Source organism: Gottfriedia luciferensis (genome assembly GCF_002156865.1).
In the GTDB taxonomy this organism is placed as follows: Bacteria; Bacillota; Bacilli; order Bacillales; family Bacillaceae_G; genus Gottfriedia; species Gottfriedia luciferensis.
The window spans coordinates 1-20,632 of sequence record NZ_NCTA01000056.1 but is presented as its reverse complement, the minus strand read 5'-3'; the positions used below and the strand labels follow the sequence as shown (position 1 = coordinate 20,632).

Below are 20,632 nucleotides of genomic sequence, written 5' to 3'. Positions count from 1 at the left end.
TTGGCATTTTAAGAATGTACCAATTGAAAAAGTGAATGCGATAGAAATCTATCAAGGTTATGAACCAAATGCGAAAATGATAACAGAGATAAAAGACAGAGAGAAATTGAATGCTTTCCTAAAAATCTTGAAAAACAGTAAAGAAAATCCGAATTTCCAACCCGATACAACAAAAGGTGATCCTACTTATTTTGAAATTATTTTATATACAGGCGAACCAATAGCCTATCAGTATGATATGCAATTTGACGGGGGCACTTATTTCTGGCATCCGTGGGATACATCTATATTGTCAAATAAGATTGGAGAGTTTATACCAAATTAATATTCTTTATTCAACAAACTGGCGCGTTAGTTTAACAACAAAGAGGATGATCATTATTCGAACATCCTCTTTTCACTATATGGCGGGATAGTTTAATAAGAAATTGAATATTTATGTCTAAATGAATCAGATTTTTTAAGGGGGAAATTAAACCTTGGGATGGGTGAATCGAAAACAAATAGTTTACTTCTTATTAGGAGCAAGTTTCATACTTTTGCTATCAGTATTTATCCATACTGAAAAGAAAAAAATCCAATATGAACATTACCTTTCTAATGTTGTAAGTAATCAAATTGCTAGCATCTCACAATCATCATTATATAACCTAGGAATTTTACAAGAAGTGATTAAAAATAAAAAGTTAACAAAAGAACAAGCTGGAGAATTACAACTTAGTTTTAATCAAATCGTCTCAAATACACAAGATATGGCTAGTTTAGGAGAGGCGATTGGAAAATTAAAAGACTATAACATCAGTGATATTCTCGATATCAATTCGAAATACGCTTTTTATTTCTATTATTTATTAAAACAAGATTTAGTGGAACAAGATGAAATCAACTTAACAAATGAAAAATCGAAAAAATGAAAACTATGGAAAAGTTACTTAAAGCATACGAAAAGGTTGTGAATGAAACTTTAGAAATAAGTGGAAGTGTTGGGGAAAAAGGTGTACCTGAAGAATTTTGGACTCTTTATAGTGAAAAAGGAATATCAGATGATGACTGGATCAAATTACTTAAAGGTTATGAAAGAGTTACTAATAGCAGCTATCGAATATAAAATAATTTACAATTCATTCTTATTCAACTAACTGGCGCGTAAGTTAAATATCACGAGCCACAAAAGTGACAGTTTTTTTATTGAACAAACAGGCAGTTTGGTTGAAAAAGGAATGGTATAATTTTGAAGCATAACCTAAAGATGGGGTTTCCACATCACATCTTTTAATGAAATTTGTTGAGGTGATAAAAGTGATAACTGTAAAGACATATGTTTCTATTGATCGTAAATGGTACGATGATTTTATACCAAAAAAAGACTACTCAAAATATTTTATAGAATATGATAAAAATAACTTAGATGATTTGAAAGTTTTTACTAGAGAAGGACGTACTTACGGTTTTGTAGATATAGAATACACATCACAAAATATATTGGGGTCTGAAGAATTTGGTTCTATCAATGATATTTGGTTAGTATATTTTCAACTTGTAGAGCAATTCCTAAAAAATGGTAAAGGCTCAGAATGTTTTCCAGATTATGAATGTTATCTGACTTTAGAAGCAAATAAAAATAATGGAATAACATTAACAATTGGAAATGAAAGAAAAGATTACGATATAGACCCTTATTATTTTTGTAAAGAAATAATTAAAGGTGCAAAAACATATTTTGAAACTTACGCAATTGTTAAAGAAAATAATGATTATGGTGAATTCATTAAAGAAAATATAAATCCCTTGTTAAATAAACTATAAAATAGCGGGCTATCTTTTTTTAGAATAGCTCTTCTTATTTAACTAACGAGCGCGTTAGTTTAAGATCACTAGCTGCTTAATGCAGCTTTTTTAATTGAACTTACTCGCAGTAAAATTGAAGAAAATCCTTCTAAAAAATCTATGTTAATTCCATAATATGGTAATATTAATTTAGCTATATGTAGTTTATTAGGGGGGCTATTTATGAACTATATGAATTTAAATTACGAATACAAACAAAAAGAGAAGAAAAACGGTAACCGTTTTGTCACTGTTAGAGATAAAGGGGAGAATTCCTTACTGGAAGTTGAGAGAAAAGGTAATCAAGTAGAAATTATCACTTATTGGAAGAATGAAAAAACAACTAAGTTTACTATTCCATTGGAACTGTTTGAAAAAATGTTTAAAGATATTAATTAGAACAACATCTAAGTTAATTTGTCTAAAATGATGCAACTAACTGGCGCTTTAGTTGAAGATCACGGGCCACTTTTGTGGCTCTTTTTATTGTGCTAACTTGTAGTATAGTTAAGTAAGATACATAAAGGTAATAGCGGATGAAAAATCGAATTATATCAATAAAATATGAAAAAAGGTAGGTTTCAAAATGCTTAATATTGTTTTTCCCTTTTTAGTTTTAATAATTTTAGTTGCGATTTTTGCACTATTTTATAAATTAGTTAGAACATCTAAAAAATCATAATATTATTTACCTTATTCAACTAACTTTCAACTAACTGGCGCTTTAGTTGAACATAAAGATCGGCTGATTAGTCGATTTTTTTTATGGACTAAATGTCAGTTTAGTTAAACAAGGAATAATGATAAAATTAGGATAGACTACATAGAATAGGCGGAAAATTTAATGAAACTACCGATTTTCAAATATAATCCTGATCCAATAAAATTAGAAGTAATAATTGAAGAAGAAACGATGTGTCCTGTTTGTGAGAAGACACAGAATTATGTTTATGTAGGTCCGTTTTTTTCAGAAGAGGATATTGAAGGGATTTGTCCTTGGTGTATCGCAGATGGTTCAGCAGCAGAAAAATATGATGGCGAATTTCAAGATATAGAGTCATGTGATGAAGTTGACAATGAAGAATATGTAGATGAGTTGATGTATCGAAATCCAGGCTACGTAGGCTGGCAACAAGAATACTGGCTTAGTCATTGTGGAGATTTCTGTTCAATTATTGGGTATGTTGGATGGGAAGAAATAAAGCATTTAGAACATGAATTAGAAAATGATATAAACCGATTATCTAAAAAGCATGGATTATCTATTCAAGAATTTAAGAATACTTTAGAAATTGATGGTGAATTACAAGGATATCTATTTCAGTGTAATTGCTGTAAAAAGCATCGACTTCATGCTGACATGGCATAATTGAAATTTCGCTTATACAACTAACGAAAGCGTTAGTTGCATAAGAAATAGGAGCTGATCATCATTCAGCTCCTATTTCACTATCTGGAAGTATACTTAAATAAGTGGAATAAGGTAGAAATTCAAATGTGAAGAAATATATTATAATTAAGATATTAAGAAGAATATGTTGAGTTTTTGTAACTGGAATAAAGATAAATAAAAATGTGAGGTTAAACAAGAAATATGTATTCAAATAATATTTTAAATACAAAAGAGAAAATTCTTGAAACTGATTTACAAGAAATAGAAAAGGGATTTAATTTTAAATTTCCTTCCTCTTTTAGAGATCACTATTTATTGTACAACGGTGGATATCCTGAAAAATCACTTTATGTTGGAAATGATGGAGGAGAGTATATAGTAGATTATTTTATTCCAGTAAAAAATGAAAATGGGCAAGATCTAAATAAAATCTTATCTTTGCTAAATGATGAAAAGATTAAACCTGTTTGGTTAATTCCATTCGCTGATGAAGAAGGTGGAAATTTATTTTGCTTTAGTATTCGTGAAATAGATAATGGAGCGATTTATTATTACAATCATGAATTTGAATATGGTGAAAATCCAGAACACCATATTGATTTTTTGTCTGAATCTATATCCGATTTTATTAATAGTCTAGTTGAGTATGAAGATTAGTAAAAAAATTTGTTAGCTTATGCAACTAACGAGCGCTTTAGTTGAATAACACGATCGGCAATATTGTCGGTCTTTTTTAGTGCTATTAAGCAGTATAGTTCAATAAGAAAAGGACTTATTAGGATTAAATCGAATATATTAAAATGCCTAAAGATTGTTAAAATGAGGAGATGTAAATATGCTTTTTTTAGGGATTCTTTTACTAATAATTGGATTAACAATGCTAATAAGTCCCAATACTGTTTACCTCATTATAGAAAGTTGGAAATCGGATTATGCTACAGAACCATCTTCTTTTTATGTGTGGAGTACACGTCTTGGAGGAATAATGTTCACTTTAGTTGGTAGTGGTGGGATAATTTTGTCATTTATATAATTAATTAAAATTGACCAGTATAATTCAACTAACGAAAGCGTTAGTTGAAGATTAAAAGCAGCCATTGGTTGCTTTTTTATTTATGTATTTGGAAGTTTAGTTTAAAAAGAAATGTTAAAATATGTATATAAATTTTAATAATTAGAGAATTAGTGCCGCTGGAGAAAGTGGCGTAAAACAATAGTAAGAGCATAAGAACAGTTTTAAGGAGTGAAAAGTAAGATGAATGAATTTGAAGATAAGTTTAGTGAATTGCAAGCGGATATGATATCTATATGTATGGAATACGTTGAAGATAGAGCAGATAAAGTGTATGTCTATGCTTCACGTGAAGAAGGAATTACTGCAAGCGACTTTTTTTATTTGATAAATGATAAGTACGTAGAACCTCATAAATTGAATGATGCAGTGGAAGAGGCGGATGAAAGGTACGATACATCTGCAACACGAAATTTTATGGTATTGGATATCTTAAATGAGGCTATTGGAAAAATTAAAGTATTATGCCAAGAATATCAACGAGATATGCCTACTGAGATGAAATTAATATTTGATGTTAAGAGTGGAAATTTCAAAGCTGAATACAAGTATGAATTAGTTTATACGCATGATGATATTAAAACGGCAAGTCATATTTTTAATGATTGGTTTGAGGTAGTGAAAAATAATAATCTTTAAATTATTCAGAGGTAGAGATATGCATGAATGACTTTAAAGTTATAACAGAAGTTTGTAGCAATTACTTAAAAAATGTACTGACGAAGTAGAAGTTATTGAACTAACGAGCGCGTTAGTTGAAGATCACGAGTCACTAAAGTGGCTCGTTTTTATTAATCAAACTGGCGGGAAAGTTGAATAAGGAATTCTTTAAATGTTGTTTTTTCAAAGTGAAAATAGCTAGAATTTATCTGATATAATATTAATTATGTATTTACTAAAGGAGAACGAAATTTGACTAATAAAATAATAGAAAATAAAAATAAATGGCAGAAAAAAAGACAAAAAAGACTTAAAATAATCCTAATAAGTAGCCTTTTATTTGTGGGTCTTCTTGGGTATGGGGTATACTGGGCTTTTTTTGATATGAATAGATTGCCAGAAGGAGATTATCTAACAAAGGAAACATCTCCAAATGGAGAATATACTCTAAAAACATATGTAAGTAGCGGAGGAGCAACGACGTCATTTGCGATCCGAGGCGAATTAGTATTTAACAAACGAAATAAAAAGACGAAAAATATATATTGGAATTATCGTGAGAGCACTGCGGATATTGAATGGATAGATAATGACACAGTGGTTATTAACGGTCATACGCTAAACGTTCCTCATGATAAATTTGATTTTAGAAATTACTAATTAAAGTTCAATTTTTCCTGATTGAACTAACTATTGTTTATTTGAACTACAAAAAAAAGGATAATTATTATTCAATCACAAATGAAAATTAAACAATTAATGTTTTACATACTACCGATATTATTAACGATGATTTTATCAATAAGTGTAGGAATCCCTCAAACACTCTCTTTCTCAATGGGCTGGTTTTTCACGTCAATTTTTACATTTGGCATTCCGATTTTGATTCTTGCCTCGCCATATTTATTGTACTTCTTCTGGATTGGTAAAATCTTCGAGAAAACAAATAAATTTTTGATTGGGGCGATGGTAGGAACAACCGCAGCGTTTATAGTCTTCTTGATTATCTCTGCATATTCATATAAGCCAATTGAAAACAAAATGTATTTTACGAATGATACTATTACAAAACTATCAAACGAGTCGCTTACTCTTTATGAAGAATGAACTCATATGAAGGGGAAAGTGGGGAAAATAAGTAAAACAAGTGCAATGGAAGGTTGGAACGACGTCGAAGTGAGTGGGTTGGTTGAAGGAAGAGAACTTAAGGTTATTGTGAATTCAACTGTAAAAGAAAGGGGATTAACAATCATTTATCATTATTATTATAAAAATGGAAAATGGGTAATGGTTAAACAATCCTAAAATAGCCTTAGTTATCAGAATACTAATTCTTATTGAACTAACGGAAGCATTAGTAGAAGATATCGATAGCAGCCAATGGTTACTGAGTCTAGTAGAGTTTAAACATTTCAACTGTATCAATAAAAAGAGGATGAATCAATTTATGGATTTTAGAATAGATATAGCAATTAACATGGACTTTGACTTTACTAAAATAGACGAGGATTTCGATGCTTTTGAGAGGATAATGGGTAAATTAAATCTTAATATTGATAATCAAGATTTTATGGATAAATTTTTACCGGTAAAAGATAGTGAAAATTATTATAAAGATCTTAAAGTGGAAAATTACGATATACCTGTTTTAAGTTATGTTACTGAGTTGTCCTTTTTCATTACAGACAAAGAAAAAGAAGCATATGAAGTTTTCAGGTTAAATGAGGATTTTATGGCAATTGAGTATATATTTAAAAATGATGGGTGTAACACACATATATTTCTTAGATCAAAGCCTGAAAATTTAATATATGACGGGAATAAAGTATTTAAATCATTAGAAATACCTAAAACAAGTTACTTTAATATACCTAATCATATTTTCTTTGAAGAAATTTATAGAAGTCTTAAGCAATTCAAAAAAGATATTATTACTGTCCCTAAGGAATTGGCTGAAGATGAGTTATTTAAAAGGGTGTTATTTTTTCTAGAAGGTTTTGAATGAAATTAAACATTCTACATGATTTCTTATTCAACTAACGAACGCGTTAGTTAAATATTAAGAAAGCTGCTTTTCTATACTAATCATTCAGAACCAAATAATAAATTAAATACAGGGGAAAAGACATGTTTCTAACTACTAAAGAGCTGGAAAAATATATCCAAGAGAAAATTAAATTGCTAAATGAATCTAGTATTGAACCACACTATTTTAATGATGAAACTCGTGGAGATGAAGGTGTGTATGTTTATTCAAATTTGAATGGCTATCACTATGTCATTAGTGAAAGAGGGTCTGAAACTCAGCATAAAATAACGTACAGTGTTTTTGAAATAACATTCTGGACTTTAGAAGGAATTGTTAGTGAAATATCTTATCACAGTGTTCCAAAAGATGTGCAAGGGGACAAAAGGAGATATGTTTTTAACAAGATGATAGAGTTGTTAGCGAGAGTTGGAGATAATTATAAACACGCTGGAGAACTTGCTATAGAGGAACATTTAAGAATAGCACCCTATCGATAAGATAAGGGCAGACAATGATATTAAGGAGCAAGTTTATGCAAGTGTAGGGTATTCTAGGAGATTCAAATGATTTTTTTATTTTAGTGTCGATAATTTTTATTTTAATATGTTTTTTCTTTTACATATTAAGAAAACTATTACTTAGATTTAATATTTATAATAGAGGTATTTTTATAGGCTTAATATTGTTGTTTATGGTAGCGATATATTCTTTATTCTCTTATTGAACTAAAGAGCGCGTTAGTTATATTACACGCAGGTTGCAACAGCAAATCATTTTTTGTAGTGATTTTGAAATTACAAGATTAAAATATATTAATCACACAATTTATGGAGGAAGAACGAATTGATTTCTAAAGCAGAATTAATTAATCAGCCATATTCGGGACAATATCAGGAAAAAATTTACGATGTTCCAAGTCCGTGGAATTCACAAGACTGGAGTTGGGTTAAATTTGAAAATGACGATTTTGATGAATGGTGTGGAGAATTTAGAGGATCTCCGAGGGCAGTTGCATTATCGAAGAAGTTTAACAAAATTCTAGTACTGACATCTGATTATTTATTTCAAATTGATTGTCTTAATGGAGAACTGATCGAATATGAATCAAAACCTCAATATCAAAGTTTAACAGTAACATCTTCTGGTGATTTCATTGTAGCTGATGATTATACTATTGAAAAAATAGGATTGAAATTAAAAGATAAGGAACTATTGGATTGTCCGATTAAAATGGACGGGATTAAATTTAATGGCTGGACAAGTAATAAACTATCAATCTCAGGTGATGAATTTTTGAACTGGAACAATCATGTGGAATTAGAACTTGATGGTGAAAAACTTGAAATTAATATTAAGGATTCCAAATAGTGTGGTACTTATATAACTAACGAGCGCGTTAGTTGAACAACAAATAGGGGGTGATCATAGTCGATCATCCTCTATTTCACTATATGGCAGGACAGTTGAATAAGAAGAAAGGTATTATATCATTATTTTTCGAAAATAAAACAATGTATTACCCTTGTAAAGGGAGGGGATAAATGACCATTCTTGTTTTATCTCCAATACTTTTAATTGTTCTTGGATTTATTATTTATTCAATATTAAAGGATGTTTTCGTAAACTTTGTTGTGTTTTTGAATGAATATGTTGTGATAAAATTAAAATATATAATTTCCAAAATTTCACAAAAGGAGGGGTTCGATGGAAAATCATATATGCCCAAAATGTAAAGGAGAAGAGATTAAAAAAGGTGTAATGGGAGCCACTGTTGGACAAGTTCATATGTATCCCGAAAATAAACTTCGAAGTAAACCTTCAACTATATCGACTGAATATTGCGGTAATTGCGGATACATTATGTCATTTTATGTAGACAATCCTGAGGATTTAGGATAGTAATTTCTATCCTTTTTTTAATTCCTTTATGAAATAGCTCTGAAAGATATTAGTAAAAAAGGAAAAGTAAATAGATTGCTTATTCAACTAACTGGCGCGTTAGTTGAAGATCACGAGCTGCTTGCAGCTCGTTTTTTTATTGAACACAATGGCGGTAATGTTGCATAAGGAATGATATAATTATACTGTGAAAAATAGATAGTGATGGAGCAAATAAAATGGAAATTAATGAACTATATTTAAAATTTCTAACTAAAAATAGACCAAATTATTTTTTAATCGATGATGTAGATCGTATATACTAAGAAAAATATAAGGCTAATGAATTAGATAAAACGAACTTTATTGATTTAAAAGAGGATACATATGTGGATTACTCAAACATTGTTAAATGTTATGAAATTTATGATGAAAAAATATTAGAAAAACTATTTTGTAAAGAAGAAAAAAAACAACATCAGCATTTTACTAAAAAATATGCATCAAGATATCCAGGAGAAGATCTTAGATTAAATGAGGGGAAATTAATAAATATCATTATAGAAAGTAAAGATGGTAAACAAATAAGTGGTTATACGGTACAAGGTAGCTGTTCATATATTTCGAGTGAATTGGTTGTTTTTATAGGAATTGATCATGAAAAACAAGATTTAGACAATCACAAATTTAGATATTATTTAAATTGCCTTGAAGAAACTGGATATTTATAAAACATATTTTTATTCAACTAACGAGCGCTTTAGTTGAATATCAAGAATCACAGTTGTGGTTTTTAAAAGAAGTAAATGGTAGTTTAATTGAAGAAGATAACAATGAACTCTTTTCTTAAAGTTTGTCATTTCGCGATGTTCTTGTAATATTCTTTGGGAAGGAGTAAAAAATACAATGAATTATTTTACTAAAGAATGGTATGAATTAATGCAAAGAAGCAGTTTCCATCTACTTTTAGAGGAAGAAAGTCAAGCGGAAACTTTTTCTGAGGAATATTTTCAACAACTTTATAAATTTAAGTTAAACGAATCGAATGAATTAAGAAAAGAAATTGCTATTTTTGAAAATGAACCCTATGACAAAGAAAACTCAACTAAGCAATTTTATGAAGGATTTATATATAATCAAGAACATATAAAAAAGAATTTGCCTGAAAAGATATTGAAAATAATAGCAGATGTAAGGGTTTTTGTATTAGACAGGGCATCTCGTAATGTAATAAACGCTGTAACTCAATTTTGCGAGGAGAATGAAACGACTGCAAAAGAAACTATTAAAGAATATGGCAGATATTATTCTAAGTCATTAAAATCATTTGATAAAAATATGATCGAGAATATTAATTTTCATGATTGTAATATTGTAAATATAGAGCCAAATAAAAAGTCTTTAATACTCTTTCTTGATAGTACAGGTGGCTTTACGGATATAGATGAAATCGTATTTGAAAATTATCAAATAATAAAACAGGACGGATCTTTAGCAAACACATGGTGGCTCTATGATGAAATATATAAAGTAAACAATAAATACGAAATCCATGTTTTATTGCAAAATGAAAACATGGATTTAATTGAATTTATTATATCAGTTGAGAATATTGACTTTAAAAGTAATAAAAAAGAAGAAGATTAAGTCAAAAGAAAAATAGCCCTCATGCTATTCAACTAACGAGCGCGTTAGTTTAACAAAATCATGAGTCGCAAATGCGCCTTTTGTTGAAGAAGGGTACGGTCTAAACAATAGAGAATTTATATTTTAACCCTTTTTATAAATGAGGTGACTAAATGAAAAAAATCAAGCTTTTACTAGACTATAAATGTTATCCTATGTGGATTTACGACGAAAACGATGAACTCGTTGACAATGACTTAGTTGAAGAGTTAAGAAGTGATATAGAAATAGATGAGATGCTTATTGAAATTCAAAGAATATACGATTCATTGTTTATAGACGATTCAAAAACATTTGAGTATAAAGGCTTTGTAAATTGCTCGGAAAGAATTTCTTATATAGAGAATATTGAAAAAGTACTAGTCTTAATAAAGAGAAAATTAAGAGATAAATATATTATTACTAATGATATTGATATTTAAAATTGTTATTGAACTAACTGGCGCTTTAGTTGAAGAAGAATTTAGGGGCTGATTGATCAATCAGCTCCTAGGTTTCTAAATAAAAGATTAGTTGATGAAGAGAAATTGTTTCATAAGATTGTAAAAAGGAATGTAACTCTTAATTATTTTCATCAATAAATAATTCATCAACACTTGTATTAAGAACTTTTGATATTTTAAACGCCAATTTTAACGTTGGATTATATTTATTGTTCTCTATTGCATTAATTGTTTGACGTGAAACTCCACACAGTATAGCCATATCTTCTTGGGACAACATATTGGCTTTTCTAAATTCTTTAATTCGATTGTTCACTTAATCACCATATTTCTTCTTCAAAGTTAATAATGAAACTAAATAAACAACTGAGATGGCTGCAAGGAATGGAAATGGTGATATACCCTTATATGAATTACTTCCCCAGACCATTGAATAAATTTCCTTTCCAAATTCAACTACTAATAATGCAATGACAATGGTAAATGTAAATGATTGAGATTTCATCTTAATTAACTTTTTTCTTTCGTCTCCTAATTGAGGTAGTGATGTTAACGTAATAATAATAAGAATTGCAGAAAGTATTAAAATTGAAACAAAGTAAATAGGTAATAAATTCATATAAAATCCACCCCTCGATATAAAATATGTAAAAAACTCTTTACATATTTTATATCGTACTATTTATTGAAATGTCAAAATGTTTTTACATTTTCGGCTTATCAAATAACAAAATTTTATAAGCAACTATCAAATAAATAAATGTATTTTAAATGAATCCCAATATCCTTGTACAACTAACTAGAGCGTTAGTTGAACAAGAACCACTTTAATTTCGATTGAATAGTTTATGTAAATCTCGTCTACATAAATACCGTTATCGGCAATAAAAAAAGGACCTTCTAAGAAGATCCTTTTTTGCTGCTTCTTCATCTAACGCACCCTATGAGAAATTAGGTTTTTTCATTAATTGAAAAAGACTTATAAGTATTTTTCACTAATCACTTTCATATGGTGTAACTCGTGCCCGGCAATGCCATATGCAATGGTACCTAACGAAACTGGTCTATTCATTACAGTTCCATTACGAACCCACGCCTCATCATCAATGGTTGAAATAAGGCTTAAAGTGTTAGTGCGTACCGTCTCTAAACCAGCTATTAGCTGCACCCAGGATAATTTGTTGAAGTTTGCTGCAGAAACGTATTGATCTTGATCCATTGCTGGGAGTGGTTCACTTTCATTCCGTGCAATGGCAAGAATTCGATACGACATCACACGTTCCGAATCAGTCAGATGCCCAATCACTTCTTTTAATGTCCATTTCCCTGGTGCGTACGCTTTGCTTGCTGACTCCTCTGAAACGCTGCTTAATAGGGTAATGGTATTAGTTTTTTGTTGACTAAGTATTTCTATAATATCTCCATCTGGTACAAGACTAACATACCTGTAATGCTCTGGATTTTCAATAGATAATGGTCTTGGATGCACAAGAATCCTCCTCATCGGAATTGTTAATTATGGTTCTAGTGAAATATTCTACTTCATGAAGATATTTCCTTTATTTTAGATTATTAATTTCATTACAGTAAAAAATTGCAAATTAAAACAATTTTTTTGATACATATATTTTTAATTTCTAATTCAACTAACGAGCGCTTTACTTGAAAATCACGAGTTGCTAGCAGCTCGTTTTTTTTATTCAACAAAATAGCAATTTAGTTGTAAAAGAGATGATATAATTTAGTAAAAACAACTAGATTGAGGTTGTAGCAGATGATAGATATTTTCTTAGACTATTTCTTTATTCCATTATCAAGTTTAGCTCTTATGATCTTTGGATTAAGTTATATATTAAAAGGCTGGACTTATCGTAGTATAAATGTAGAGGACCGAGACACTACTGGTGGAAATATATTCTTTATAATAGTTTCTTTAATTCTCCCATATTTACCTAAACATATTATAAAAATTTACTACATTTTATTAGGGTTTCTTATTTTTAGTTTAGGAAGTTGTATATGTATTTTTTCATTTGAAGAAATATTACATTTCCCGAAACTTTTTATTTTTATTATTATACTCCCTTTATTTACTTGGATGGCTTATAAACCTGCTGTAATAATGAGAAAGCCCATGATACCATTCCAGGAAGATATTAATGAAATTATAGTAGTTCTTCGAGAACAAGTTTGGTTTGAAAACCTTTATAATAATCCACAATATACATTTTTATTTTATAAAAACAACACTATTAAAATAGAATTAATCAATTATGATATAGAAAAATTAAAGTCTAATATGAAATATCAACAAAAAATAGAAGTGAGATTGAAAGACAAGCTTTATAATGAGTTTGTATGTACACCAGCATCTGAACGGAACATGGACGATGTAACAGTTAAAACTAACTGATGTAAAGTAACTAATGAGAGCATTAATTGAAGATCAAGTAGGCTGCTACGGCGGTCTTTTTTATTGGAGTAAATCTGGGATTAGATATAATTTATCGAAAATCTTTTAAATCATATGATAAAATTATGACAAAAGTATTTGTAGGTGGTCGGAATGAGTTCACTTTCTACTAAATTTAAAGAAAAGTTATTTAAGGACAGGATAGTACCTTTGGTTATATTCCAATGCATACTTTGCATTCCAATTTTAGGAATCCTTATTTACGCTTTTACAACAAATTTTAAGAGAAATGATTTATATGATGGAATTGCTATTACTATTGTTTCAGTAATATTAATATTGAGATCAATTGAACATTTTTTATTGAAAAAGAAAGATTATTTTTATTATTACTTAATTTTTGCAATTGGTGCTTTCTTATTAGGATTAGATAATATTCTTAGATAAGTAATCTCTTTTGCTATTGAACTAACGAATGCGTTAGTTAGATTAAAAGATCGACATTTACGTCGGTCTTTTTTTCTGCTAACTGGCAATTTAGTTGAATAAAACATGGTAAAATATGGGTATTGATTCAATTAAAAGTTTTAGCAATTTTTGAGATGTAAGGGGTAATAGGATGACAATTTATGTACTAGATTCTATTTTATTATTTTTTGTATTCGTCTTGCCTTATTTTATTGTAAATCTATATAAAATTGAAAAGAAAAAAACTGAAGCACCCACGTTATACATTAATGTATCGAACGTACGCACTACCAAAGAATTGCACTCATTATTGAAAATAAAACTTAAATTTCCAGATTATTATAGCGAGGACTGGGACTCGTTTTGGGAGATCATTTCTGGTGTCGTTGAGTTGCCAAATAAAATCAGGTTTGTTGGGTGGTCAGAATTGGAGATAAGATTACCTGAAGATTCCAATATTATGAAGGATTATCTTCTAGAACATAATCAGGAATTTCCCAATTGGAAATGTGAGTTCTTGTTCAACTGAAAAAGTAGAAATAAGTATTCCTTCTATTATATTTATTAGCTGGTTGTGGTTTGGAAAACAAAATCAAGAACTACTTTCATAAAAAATGAATATGAATTAAGAATTAAGCAGTACATTATTATATCAAATTGCTTATTGATCGGGGGATAGATTTGAAGAAACTTTTATTAGTATTATTTGGATTGCTTATTATTATCTGCTTATTATTTTTTTACTTAAATGGTAACAAGAAACAAGAGGAACCAAAAATACTTTCTCAATTAGAGGATAAAGGAAACGTTGATGGGAAAAGGAAGTTTCTTTTTAGTATTACTAATGTGGGTAAGAAGGAAGCTACATTGGAATTTGGTACTTGGTTAGAATACAATGTGGCCATTAATAATTTAGATAATAAGGAAATGCCATCTGGAAAAATAATAATGGAACACTTAGATTTAAACGAATATAACAAAGACGGTAGACTATTAGTGTTAGAACCTAATCAGAAAGTTGATTATCGATTAATGATAAGTAAAATTCCTAAAGGAAATTATGATATTAAAATTAGTTCTGCATCAGGTTATGGCGGTGTTCAGAGTACCGAATTTAAGATTGAAAATTAGTGTCAAACCACTTAATTTAAAATTTATTATGTAACTAACGAGCGCGTTAGTTGAAGATCAGGAGTACCTAATTGGTACTCTTTTTTATATTAAATAAAAGAAAAGTTAAATAAGAAATGATAAAATATGATTTATAAATTTTATCAATTTGGGTGATAAAAATGGATAATAGACTATTAGATATATTTGAAGATTGGGAAGATAAATTAGATAATGACGAATGGTATTTTAGTAATTCTTTCGAATCTATTACTAAGGAAATGTCTCCTGAAGTTGCATTTAATTATATTCCAAATGTCATTGAGGTTTTATATAAATTGGAAGAAGATTATTTGATATGGGAAACCATTTATTTCTTAATCACTCTTTATTGTATCGCTGATACTACTCAGATACATCCACTCCTTGAAAGTAACTGGTCAACACTAACAAACCATATTAAGAATTATAAGGATTCATACGAAACACCATTTAAGGAACTTATGTATCGCCTAAGAATAAAACAATAAAAACCTTAACGAACTAAAGAGAGCTTTAGTTGAACAAGAACAACCAAAGACACTTTATTGTGTTTATAAATTCTGCACAAAATTAAATTGAGTGTTTACTTTAATGAGAAGCTGAAAATTCGACTTATATATAGTAACCTTGCAAACAAATTCAAAAAATGCTATTCTAAAGGTGAATTATTTTTGTTCGGTGTAAAGGATAATATTAGTAAAACTTTTCGTCTTGATGATCACTGAGAGCAAGGATAGTAATACATTGTGTGTACTAACACACTAGGAGGCAACAAACATGGAAAAAGGTAAAGTAAAATGGTTTAATGGCGAAAAAGGCTTCGGTTTCATCGAACGTGAAGGTGGAGAAGACGTATTCGTTCATTTCTCAGCTATCCAAGGCGAAGGGTTCAAAACATTAGATGAAGGTCAAGAAGTGACTTTTGACCTAGAGCAAGGTCAACGTGGAGCACAAGCAGCTAACGTTCGCAAGGCTTAATTATAATAACAAACATGGACAGGCTCTTAATTTGAGTCTGTTTTTTATTTTTCTAAAAAAACAAAAACCCCACTCACTAATGAGTAGGGAACAGAAAACAGAAAACAGAAAACAGTAAATCAAATGGTAAATAAAGTGTAACACATAATTTGTAGGATTCCTAATTTCAATCAACCTACCATGTAAGAACGTAATTTTCTTACATTGCCTGTGGTGAAGCTCTGTTTTTTGGTTGGTTAACGTGTGCGCTTCTTTAAGAAGAAACAGTGTTTTTAATACTAATTTAACTAGAAATGATCTTCAGTAAACGGGCGCTTTAGTTGAACAACGATAGACTACTTCGGTGGTCTTTTTTTATTAAAGTAAATGGCAGTTTAGTTGAAGAAGGATTTGCTGTAAATATATGGAACTTATATTAGAGATAATAAAAAGATTGGAGTAAATCATGCTTTCAAGAAAATATTTTTTAACAAATTTTTTATTGAGTATTTCGTTTGTACTAGCTTTTTTAGTAACAGCGTTTCTTATGAATGATACTTTAAGAAGTACTCATTTTGCTGGCGCTTTTGGAGGGGGAGTCGCACTTTTTATTTATGGTATATTTAGAAAGAATTCCTCTACTAAGAAATAGGTATTTATGTATAAGTATATAATTCTTATGCAACTAACGAGCGCGTTAGTTGAAGATCAGGAGTACATAATTGGTACTCTTTTTTATTGTTGTAAAAGGCAGTATAGGTGCATAAGGAATGGTAAAATAAAACTAGTTAAATACTGAGGTTATGAAAAAGGATGGTTTTATGGAAATTGAAAAGGAAGAAAAGAAAAAATAGTATAAAGCTCTCGAAAAAAAAACATTTATGCTCAGTTATGAATGACACCAAGTGGAGACAACTGAAAGAAGCCGTTCTAACTACACTTCCATTTGTTCCACCTCTTCAAATTAAAACTGTTTTGGAAGACACTCCTAATCCTCAAAATTTTGATAATGATCATGATGTTTATGGTTCTGGAGATTGGATGGATGGTGTGCCACGACTTTTAATCGAATGGATAAGGGTTCGACCAAGGCGTATAGAATCAAATGGGCTGATCATTCCGCCTAAAGTAATTGATATATCAAATGAGTTTCTTGAAATTTTACATAAATATAAAATACCTTACAAAATAGAAAATAATACAATATATATCTTTGGGTATATTCGTGATACAAGTTCCTTAACGTTAGGAAACTCTAATGAAAAATATAAGTAATTAATTCAACTAACGAGCGCGTTAGTTGAACAACAACAAGAGGAAGTGTGGCTCACGATATTGAACTAACGGTTGCGATAGTTCAATAAGGGTTCATGAAATTTTAGTAAAATAAGAAGGAATGTAAGATGATGTTTATACTTAACTCAATTGACGGTCAATCCTATGTAAAATTTGAAATAATAGAATTGGAGAGCCCTTATCCAAGTGTTTGTTTGAAGTTAGAATTAAATGATCGTGGGTTTTCAGGGAGACTTTCGGAAGTATGGATTGTATGGGAGGACATTAAGGATTTCTTAGAAAAAAGCAAAGAGATTTCTAATAAGGATGCATTCTTAGATACAATAAATAGTATGAGCCCTAATGAAATGATAATTGAATTTCGAAAAATTAATCCTGAAATTTGTAAGTTTAAATATGAATTAAACAAAATATCTTATGATAAAAATCAGATTCATTTAAATGGTTCATTTGACTTTGGTATAGGTAAGTTAGAAGAACTTAGACTATTTTTTTCAGAACTAAAAGAACTCCTGGAATAGATTTCTTGTACAACAAAAGAGCGCTTTAGTTGAAAATAATGAAGGCTGTTAATCAGCCTTTTTATTATACTTAAGTTTAATTGGTTTGAAGAATAAATGGGGTAATTTGTCATGGGAAAATGAAGTGAATTATTGTTAAGATTGATTTAAATATAGTAGCAAATATTTATTAAATCAAAAGATTATAAGCTAGAAAGAGTGAATGATTTGAATATGAAAAAATTAAAATTAAGTACAATAGTATATACATTTTCCTTTTTAGTCGTTTTTCCTATCAGTATGCCGGTGTATTTAATATTAGCTATGATGTTAGGTGGTCCTTCTGTTTCAGCATCTACGAGTGATATTATTTATATTTGCTTTCTGTTAGCAATTAGTATTTTAGGTGCAACTATCTTAAATGCCATTTTTCGGTTTGGATCGCTAAATAAAAATAATAAATATACATGGGGAATATATATTGCTCATCTAATTTTAATTCCAATAAGTGTACATTATATTTATCCCTATCTATTTTTTCGATAATTTTAGTTAATTTATGTTAAATACAATAAATAAACCTTGTACAACTAACGATGAGTTAGTTGAAGCTCAAAAGCAGCCGTTAGCTGCTTTTTATTTTTGTATTTGGCAGTTTTGTTCAATAAGAAATTGCAATTATATGATTCTTTTGATGGGTTAATACTTTTTTGTTTAATGATAAAATAAAAATAATTCTACAAATATAAATACCACTTATGTAACTTAAGCAATGCTTTAATTGAAGGTAAACTTATTAAAGTTATAATAAGAGAGGATTGAGTGTGTGGTTAAGAAAGTCTTTGATTATTTAGCTTTTTGTGGCTTAATTCTATTTATTGTTTATTCCGTTTATGGTATTTATGACATGTTTCATTCTTCAACCAGAATTAATATGGTCATTTTCTATTCATTAAGTTTAATTACTTGTTTATTTGCTGGGATAAGTAGTCAGCTGAGTAATAATAAAAGAACTAAAAAATTAGGGTTGATACAATTTTTATGTGTTGGAGGATACGCATATTGTATCTTTCTATCTATTAATTAACTAGGGTTATGTTATTTCAAAGAATTAAATTTAATTTTATGCAACTAACGCATGCGTTAGTTGAAGGTCATGAGTCACAAAAGTGACTCGTTTTTTTATTGAACAAACTGACAGGTTAGTGGAATAACCAAATGGTAAAATAGGATAGAAATAGCAGATATCATCTTTCTGCTTTTCTATCCATCTTTTTTCACATTATAAATTTGTACATTCATTTTATATGAGCTATAATAGCTTAAACCATTTTCTTTACTTGATAAACCTGTTGTGAACACCCTTATTCGATATGAATAAGGTTTTTTTATATGCATTTCTATAATTAGGGCATAAAAAAAGACAGACCTTTTAAAAGATCTGTCTATCTTTATATTTATTATGCTTTTTGAACGTTAGTCGCTTGAGGTCCACGTTGACCTGGCTCTATATTAAATGTAACTGCTTGGCCTTCATCTAATGATTTGAAACCATCAGTTTGAATAGCTGAGAAATGGACGAATACATCATCTCCATTTTCACGCTCGATGAATCCAAAACCTTTATCTGCATTAAACCACTTTACTTTACCATTTTCCATGTTTGTTGCCTCCTTGTGTGGGTTACCCACTTTGTAATTATATCATATTAACAATATATTTAAAGATAATTAAATGTTCAAACAACTTAAACTCGTATAAGATGAAGAACTTTGAGCTGCAAATTTCAGTTTTTTTAATGTTTCTAACAGAAGATGGAAGAGAAAAGGATTTAGTAATTTTGATCCTATTTTTGATACCGATAATTGTTTTTATGTTAACTAGCGATGCAAACTTTATTCATAAAAATGCAGAGGATCTTATTCAACTAAATGGCAGTTTAGTTTAAGTGAATAACTATCGTTTAAATAGCGTTTTTTTCGATTAGTTGTCAGGATTATTTAAATAAAGAGGATAAAAAGAATAGGTATTTTTGGAATAGTGGTGTTGACAAATAAGTGTACTATATATATAGTACACTTATAGTGTATGTACTACATAGTACATACACAAGTAAAATAACTTAAAAAGGCAGGGGAAAAAATGAAAAATTCAATAATGTTCACAATTAATTCCTGGTATATCCTTATACCACTATTTCTATTAACTGTTCTATATATAATTGTAGCTCCAAATATTAAACGTAAAAAATATGGGATTTCACAATACTTTTTATTATTTACTTTTGTTTTCTACATTTTTTGTGTTATTCATTTAGTATTTTTCCCAATTGATGTTAATATTGGTATTTATGCCAATCAAACTAAATGGTACAACACAATCAATTTTATACCAGTTTTGACGATAGACTTTTTTACATTTGTATTAAATATAATTATGTTCGTTCCATTAGGTGTGTATTTATTTTTTATAGGACGTAAAAATTTTACTGTAAAACAAACAGCAAAAACGGGATTCATTTTAAGTTTAGTGATTGAAATAATTCAAATGATAATTCGTATAATGTTGGGAAGTGGTAGAAGTTCAGATATAAATGATTTACTTGCAAATACGATTGGTGCTATTGTTGGATATTTAATTATAAAGAATATATATAAAATCAAAAAAGTAAAAAATGTTTTTACAAGATTTCAATTAAATCATGAACAAAAAATGTAAGGAAATTCAACCAACTAAAAGAAATTCTTTATTAGTGAATCATCTAAACGAAAATGTGTTGGATAAAGAACATAGATTATTATTATATAAAAGCATGAAGGTTAATAAAGGTAGTACTTCAACTAAAGAGAGCGTAAGTT

Annotated in this window: 34 protein-coding genes and 1 pseudogene; 30 read left to right on the top strand and 5 right to left on the bottom strand. The window is 29.1% G+C overall.

The window, feature by feature from the left end:
• From B7R67_RS22250 to B7R67_RS20160, 19 genes and pseudogenes are all read left to right on the top strand, one after another.
• A pseudogene (locus tag B7R67_RS22250) lies at positions 1-325 on the top strand (hypothetical protein); the annotation flags it as partial.
• Between the two features lie 154 nt (positions 326-479).
• Positions 480-914 (top strand): hypothetical protein, encoded by a 435-nt coding sequence (locus B7R67_RS20250; RefSeq protein ID WP_088072800.1) that lies wholly within the window; start codon positions 480-482, stop codon positions 912-914.
• The gene (locus B7R67_RS20245; protein ID WP_088072799.1) at positions 911-1,108 is read left to right on the top strand and encodes a hypothetical protein; all 198 of its coding nucleotides are present in this window, start codon (positions 911-913) and stop codon (positions 1,106-1,108) included. Before B7R67_RS20250 ends, B7R67_RS20245 begins: the two co-directional genes overlap by 4 nt.
• Before the next feature lie 191 nt (positions 1,109-1,299).
• Positions 1,300-1,806 carry a hypothetical protein gene (locus B7R67_RS20240; RefSeq protein ID WP_088072798.1) on the top strand — a complete coding sequence of 169 codons (507 nt, stop codon included), beginning with the start codon at positions 1,300-1,302 and terminating at the stop codon, positions 1,804-1,806.
• Between the two features lie 204 nt (positions 1,807-2,010).
• A complete protein-coding gene (locus B7R67_RS20235; protein ID WP_328587383.1) occupies positions 2,011-2,226 on the top strand; it encodes a hypothetical protein in 216 nt (71 codons plus the stop codon).
• 445 nt (positions 2,227-2,671) lie between these two features.
• A complete protein-coding gene (locus B7R67_RS20230; RefSeq protein WP_088072797.1) occupies positions 2,672-3,196 on the top strand; it encodes a CbrC family protein in 525 nt (174 codons plus the stop codon).
• Between the two features lie 225 nt (positions 3,197-3,421).
• Positions 3,422-3,877 (top strand): SMI1/KNR4 family protein, encoded by a 456-nt coding sequence (locus B7R67_RS20225; protein ID WP_088072796.1) that lies wholly within the window; start codon positions 3,422-3,424, stop codon positions 3,875-3,877.
• A gap of 178 nt (positions 3,878-4,055) precedes the next feature.
• On the top strand, positions 4,056-4,253 hold the full coding sequence (locus B7R67_RS20220) for a DUF6199 family natural product biosynthesis protein (protein WP_088072795.1): 198 nt from the start codon (positions 4,056-4,058) through the stop codon (positions 4,251-4,253).
• A gap of 222 nt (positions 4,254-4,475) precedes the next feature.
• Complete coding sequence (locus B7R67_RS20215) at positions 4,476-4,931, top strand: immunity protein YezG family protein (protein WP_088072794.1); 456 nt, start codon at positions 4,476-4,478, stop codon at positions 4,929-4,931.
• 336 nt (positions 4,932-5,267) lie between these two features.
• Positions 5,268-5,612, top strand: coding sequence for a DUF5412 domain-containing protein (locus B7R67_RS20210; protein WP_407920415.1), 345 nt, complete (start codon positions 5,268-5,270; stop codon positions 5,610-5,612).
• 129 nt (positions 5,613-5,741) lie between these two features.
• Entirely contained in the window at positions 5,742-6,059 is a 318-nt protein-coding gene (locus B7R67_RS20205; protein ID WP_158095156.1) for a hypothetical protein, read from the top strand.
• A gap of 18 nt (positions 6,060-6,077) precedes the next feature.
• The gene (locus tag B7R67_RS20200; RefSeq protein ID WP_158095155.1) at positions 6,078-6,257 is read left to right on the top strand and encodes a hypothetical protein; all 180 of its coding nucleotides are present in this window, start codon (positions 6,078-6,080) and stop codon (positions 6,255-6,257) included.
• A 142-nt stretch (positions 6,258-6,399) separates the two neighbouring features.
• Complete coding sequence (locus B7R67_RS20195; protein ID WP_088072790.1) at positions 6,400-6,957, top strand: hypothetical protein; 558 nt, start codon at positions 6,400-6,402, stop codon at positions 6,955-6,957.
• 122 nt (positions 6,958-7,079) lie between these two features.
• Positions 7,080-7,478 carry an Imm63 family immunity protein gene (locus B7R67_RS20190; RefSeq protein ID WP_088072789.1) on the top strand — a complete coding sequence of 133 codons (399 nt, stop codon included), beginning with the start codon at positions 7,080-7,082 and terminating at the stop codon, positions 7,476-7,478.
• A gap of 346 nt (positions 7,479-7,824) precedes the next feature.
• Positions 7,825-8,349 (top strand): hypothetical protein, encoded by a 525-nt coding sequence (locus B7R67_RS20185; RefSeq protein WP_088072788.1) that lies wholly within the window; start codon positions 7,825-7,827, stop codon positions 8,347-8,349.
• Positions 8,350-8,685: 336 nt separating this feature from the next.
• Positions 8,686-8,880: an acetyltransferase gene (locus B7R67_RS20175; protein ID WP_088072786.1), complete on the top strand. Its 195-nt coding sequence runs from the start codon at positions 8,686-8,688 to the stop codon at positions 8,878-8,880.
• A gap of 368 nt (positions 8,881-9,248) precedes the next feature.
• Positions 9,249-9,590 carry a hypothetical protein gene (locus B7R67_RS20170; protein ID WP_088072785.1) on the top strand — a complete coding sequence of 114 codons (342 nt, stop codon included), beginning with the start codon at positions 9,249-9,251 and terminating at the stop codon, positions 9,588-9,590.
• Between the two features lie 175 nt (positions 9,591-9,765).
• A complete protein-coding gene (locus B7R67_RS20165; RefSeq protein WP_088072784.1) occupies positions 9,766-10,506 on the top strand; it encodes a DUF4085 family protein in 741 nt (246 codons plus the stop codon).
• Positions 10,507-10,658: 152 nt separating this feature from the next.
• A complete protein-coding gene (locus B7R67_RS20160; protein WP_088072783.1) occupies positions 10,659-10,967 on the top strand; it encodes a hypothetical protein in 309 nt (102 codons plus the stop codon).
• 139 nt (positions 10,968-11,106) lie between these two features.
• Here the strand turns inward: B7R67_RS20160 and B7R67_RS20155 are convergent, their stop codons facing one another.
• The 4 genes from B7R67_RS20155 to B7R67_RS20145 all read right to left on the bottom strand — a co-directional run bounded on the left by B7R67_RS20155 (position 11,107) and on the right by B7R67_RS20145 (position 12,477).
• A complete protein-coding gene (locus tag B7R67_RS20155) occupies positions 11,107-11,304 on the bottom strand; it encodes a helix-turn-helix transcriptional regulator (RefSeq protein WP_088072782.1) in 198 nt (65 codons plus the stop codon).
• Complete coding sequence (locus tag B7R67_RS20150; protein ID WP_088072781.1) at positions 11,305-11,607, bottom strand: hypothetical protein; 303 nt, start codon at positions 11,605-11,607, stop codon at positions 11,305-11,307.
• Positions 11,608-11,787: 180 nt separating this feature from the next.
• Positions 11,788-11,919, bottom strand: coding sequence for a hypothetical protein (locus B7R67_RS22700; protein ID WP_268876045.1), 132 nt, complete (start codon positions 11,917-11,919; stop codon positions 11,788-11,790).
• 48 nt (positions 11,920-11,967) lie between these two features.
• Positions 11,968-12,477: a DinB family protein gene (locus B7R67_RS20145; RefSeq protein ID WP_088072780.1), complete on the bottom strand. Its 510-nt coding sequence runs from the start codon at positions 12,475-12,477 to the stop codon at positions 11,968-11,970.
• Positions 12,478-12,762: 285 nt separating this feature from the next.
• Here B7R67_RS20145 and B7R67_RS20140 point away from each other — a divergent pair, with 285 nt between their 5' ends.
• The 10 genes from B7R67_RS20140 to B7R67_RS22245 all read left to right on the top strand — a co-directional run bounded on the left by B7R67_RS20140 (position 12,763) and on the right by B7R67_RS22245 (position 18,320).
• The gene (locus B7R67_RS20140; RefSeq protein WP_088072779.1) at positions 12,763-13,401 is read left to right on the top strand and encodes a hypothetical protein; all 639 of its coding nucleotides are present in this window, start codon (positions 12,763-12,765) and stop codon (positions 13,399-13,401) included.
• Positions 13,402-13,554: 153 nt separating this feature from the next.
• On the top strand, positions 13,555-13,848 hold the full coding sequence (locus B7R67_RS20135; RefSeq protein WP_088072778.1) for a hypothetical protein: 294 nt from the start codon (positions 13,555-13,557) through the stop codon (positions 13,846-13,848).
• A gap of 172 nt (positions 13,849-14,020) precedes the next feature.
• On the top strand, positions 14,021-14,398 hold the full coding sequence (locus tag B7R67_RS20130) for a barstar family protein (RefSeq protein WP_088072777.1): 378 nt from the start codon (positions 14,021-14,023) through the stop codon (positions 14,396-14,398).
• Between the two features lie 152 nt (positions 14,399-14,550).
• Positions 14,551-15,000, top strand: a complete 450-nt coding sequence (locus B7R67_RS20125; protein WP_088072776.1) for a hypothetical protein — start codon at positions 14,551-14,553, stop codon at positions 14,998-15,000.
• A 161-nt stretch (positions 15,001-15,161) separates the two neighbouring features.
• Positions 15,162-15,509, top strand: coding sequence for an ABC transporter (locus tag B7R67_RS20120; RefSeq protein WP_235822229.1), 348 nt, complete (start codon positions 15,162-15,164; stop codon positions 15,507-15,509).
• Between the two features lie 289 nt (positions 15,510-15,798).
• Positions 15,799-15,999 (top strand): cold-shock protein, encoded by a 201-nt coding sequence (locus B7R67_RS20115; protein WP_069034332.1) that lies wholly within the window; start codon positions 15,799-15,801, stop codon positions 15,997-15,999.
• A 445-nt stretch (positions 16,000-16,444) separates the two neighbouring features.
• Positions 16,445-16,630 (top strand): hypothetical protein, encoded by a 186-nt coding sequence (locus B7R67_RS22415; RefSeq protein ID WP_088071968.1) that lies wholly within the window; start codon positions 16,445-16,447, stop codon positions 16,628-16,630.
• A gap of 176 nt (positions 16,631-16,806) precedes the next feature.
• Positions 16,807-17,253 (top strand): DUF6678 family protein, encoded by a 447-nt coding sequence (locus tag B7R67_RS20105; protein ID WP_142289597.1) that lies wholly within the window; start codon positions 16,807-16,809, stop codon positions 17,251-17,253.
• A gap of 128 nt (positions 17,254-17,381) precedes the next feature.
• Positions 17,382-17,795: an RNA-binding protein gene (locus B7R67_RS20100; RefSeq protein ID WP_088072773.1), complete on the top strand. Its 414-nt coding sequence runs from the start codon at positions 17,382-17,384 to the stop codon at positions 17,793-17,795.
• A gap of 207 nt (positions 17,796-18,002) precedes the next feature.
• Complete coding sequence (locus tag B7R67_RS22245; protein ID WP_088072772.1) at positions 18,003-18,320, top strand: hypothetical protein; 318 nt, start codon at positions 18,003-18,005, stop codon at positions 18,318-18,320.
• 914 nt (positions 18,321-19,234) lie between these two features.
• Here B7R67_RS22245 and B7R67_RS20090 read toward each other — a convergent pair.
• Entirely contained in the window at positions 19,235-19,435 is a 201-nt protein-coding gene (locus B7R67_RS20090) for a cold-shock protein (protein ID WP_088072771.1), read from the bottom strand.
• A 481-nt stretch (positions 19,436-19,916) separates the two neighbouring features.
• Here B7R67_RS20090 and B7R67_RS20085 point away from each other — a divergent pair, with 481 nt between their 5' ends.
• On the top strand, positions 19,917-20,492 hold the full coding sequence (locus B7R67_RS20085; protein ID WP_069034345.1) for a VanZ family protein: 576 nt from the start codon (positions 19,917-19,919) through the stop codon (positions 20,490-20,492).
• Positions 20,493-20,632: the final 140 nt, after the last annotated feature.

Coding starts and splice junctions, on each gene's coding strand:
- B7R67_RS20215 (WP_088072794.1), top strand. CDS start 4,476: ATGAATGAATTTGAAGATAAGTTTAGTGAATTGCAAGCGGATATGATA.
- B7R67_RS20130 (WP_088072777.1), top strand. CDS start 14,021: ATGACAATTTATGTACTAGATTCTATTTTATTATTTTTTGTATTCGTC.
- B7R67_RS20220 (WP_088072795.1), top strand. CDS start 4,056: ATGCTTTTTTTAGGGATTCTTTTACTAATAATTGGATTAACAATGCTA.
- B7R67_RS20205 (WP_158095156.1), top strand. CDS start 5,742: ATGATTTTATCAATAAGTGTAGGAATCCCTCAAACACTCTCTTTCTCA.
- B7R67_RS20235 (WP_328587383.1), top strand. CDS start 2,011: ATGAACTATATGAATTTAAATTACGAATACAAACAAAAAGAGAAGAAA.
- B7R67_RS20165 (WP_088072784.1), top strand. CDS start 9,766: ATGAATTATTTTACTAAAGAATGGTATGAATTAATGCAAAGAAGCAGT.
- B7R67_RS20175 (WP_088072786.1), top strand. CDS start 8,686: ATGGAAAATCATATATGCCCAAAATGTAAAGGAGAAGAGATTAAAAAA.
- B7R67_RS22415 (WP_088071968.1), top strand. CDS start 16,445: ATGCTTTCAAGAAAATATTTTTTAACAAATTTTTTATTGAGTATTTCG.
- B7R67_RS20115 (WP_069034332.1), top strand. CDS start 15,799: ATGGAAAAAGGTAAAGTAAAATGGTTTAATGGCGAAAAAGGCTTCGGT.
- B7R67_RS22700 (WP_268876045.1), bottom strand. CDS start 11,919: ATGAAGAAGCAGCAAAAAAGGATCTTCTTAGAAGGTCCTTTTTTTATT.
- B7R67_RS20225 (WP_088072796.1), top strand. CDS start 3,422: ATGTATTCAAATAATATTTTAAATACAAAAGAGAAAATTCTTGAAACT.
- B7R67_RS20190 (WP_088072789.1), top strand. CDS start 7,080: ATGTTTCTAACTACTAAAGAGCTGGAAAAATATATCCAAGAGAAAATT.
- B7R67_RS20120 (WP_235822229.1), top strand. CDS start 15,162: ATGGATAATAGACTATTAGATATATTTGAAGATTGGGAAGATAAATTA.
- B7R67_RS20140 (WP_088072779.1), top strand. CDS start 12,763: ATGATAGATATTTTCTTAGACTATTTCTTTATTCCATTATCAAGTTTA.
- B7R67_RS20160 (WP_088072783.1), top strand. CDS start 10,659: ATGAAAAAAATCAAGCTTTTACTAGACTATAAATGTTATCCTATGTGG.
- B7R67_RS20135 (WP_088072778.1), top strand. CDS start 13,555: ATGAGTTCACTTTCTACTAAATTTAAAGAAAAGTTATTTAAGGACAGG.
- B7R67_RS20085 (WP_069034345.1), top strand. CDS start 19,917: ATGAAAAATTCAATAATGTTCACAATTAATTCCTGGTATATCCTTATA.
- B7R67_RS20090 (WP_088072771.1), bottom strand. CDS start 19,435: ATGGAAAATGGTAAAGTAAAGTGGTTTAATGCAGATAAAGGTTTTGGA.
- B7R67_RS20100 (WP_088072773.1), top strand. CDS start 17,382: ATGATGTTTATACTTAACTCAATTGACGGTCAATCCTATGTAAAATTT.
- B7R67_RS20245 (WP_088072799.1), top strand. CDS start 911: ATGAAAACTATGGAAAAGTTACTTAAAGCATACGAAAAGGTTGTGAAT.
- B7R67_RS20150 (WP_088072781.1), bottom strand. CDS start 11,607: ATGAATTTATTACCTATTTACTTTGTTTCAATTTTAATACTTTCTGCA.
- B7R67_RS20195 (WP_088072790.1), top strand. CDS start 6,400: ATGGATTTTAGAATAGATATAGCAATTAACATGGACTTTGACTTTACT.
- B7R67_RS20230 (WP_088072797.1), top strand. CDS start 2,672: ATGAAACTACCGATTTTCAAATATAATCCTGATCCAATAAAATTAGAA.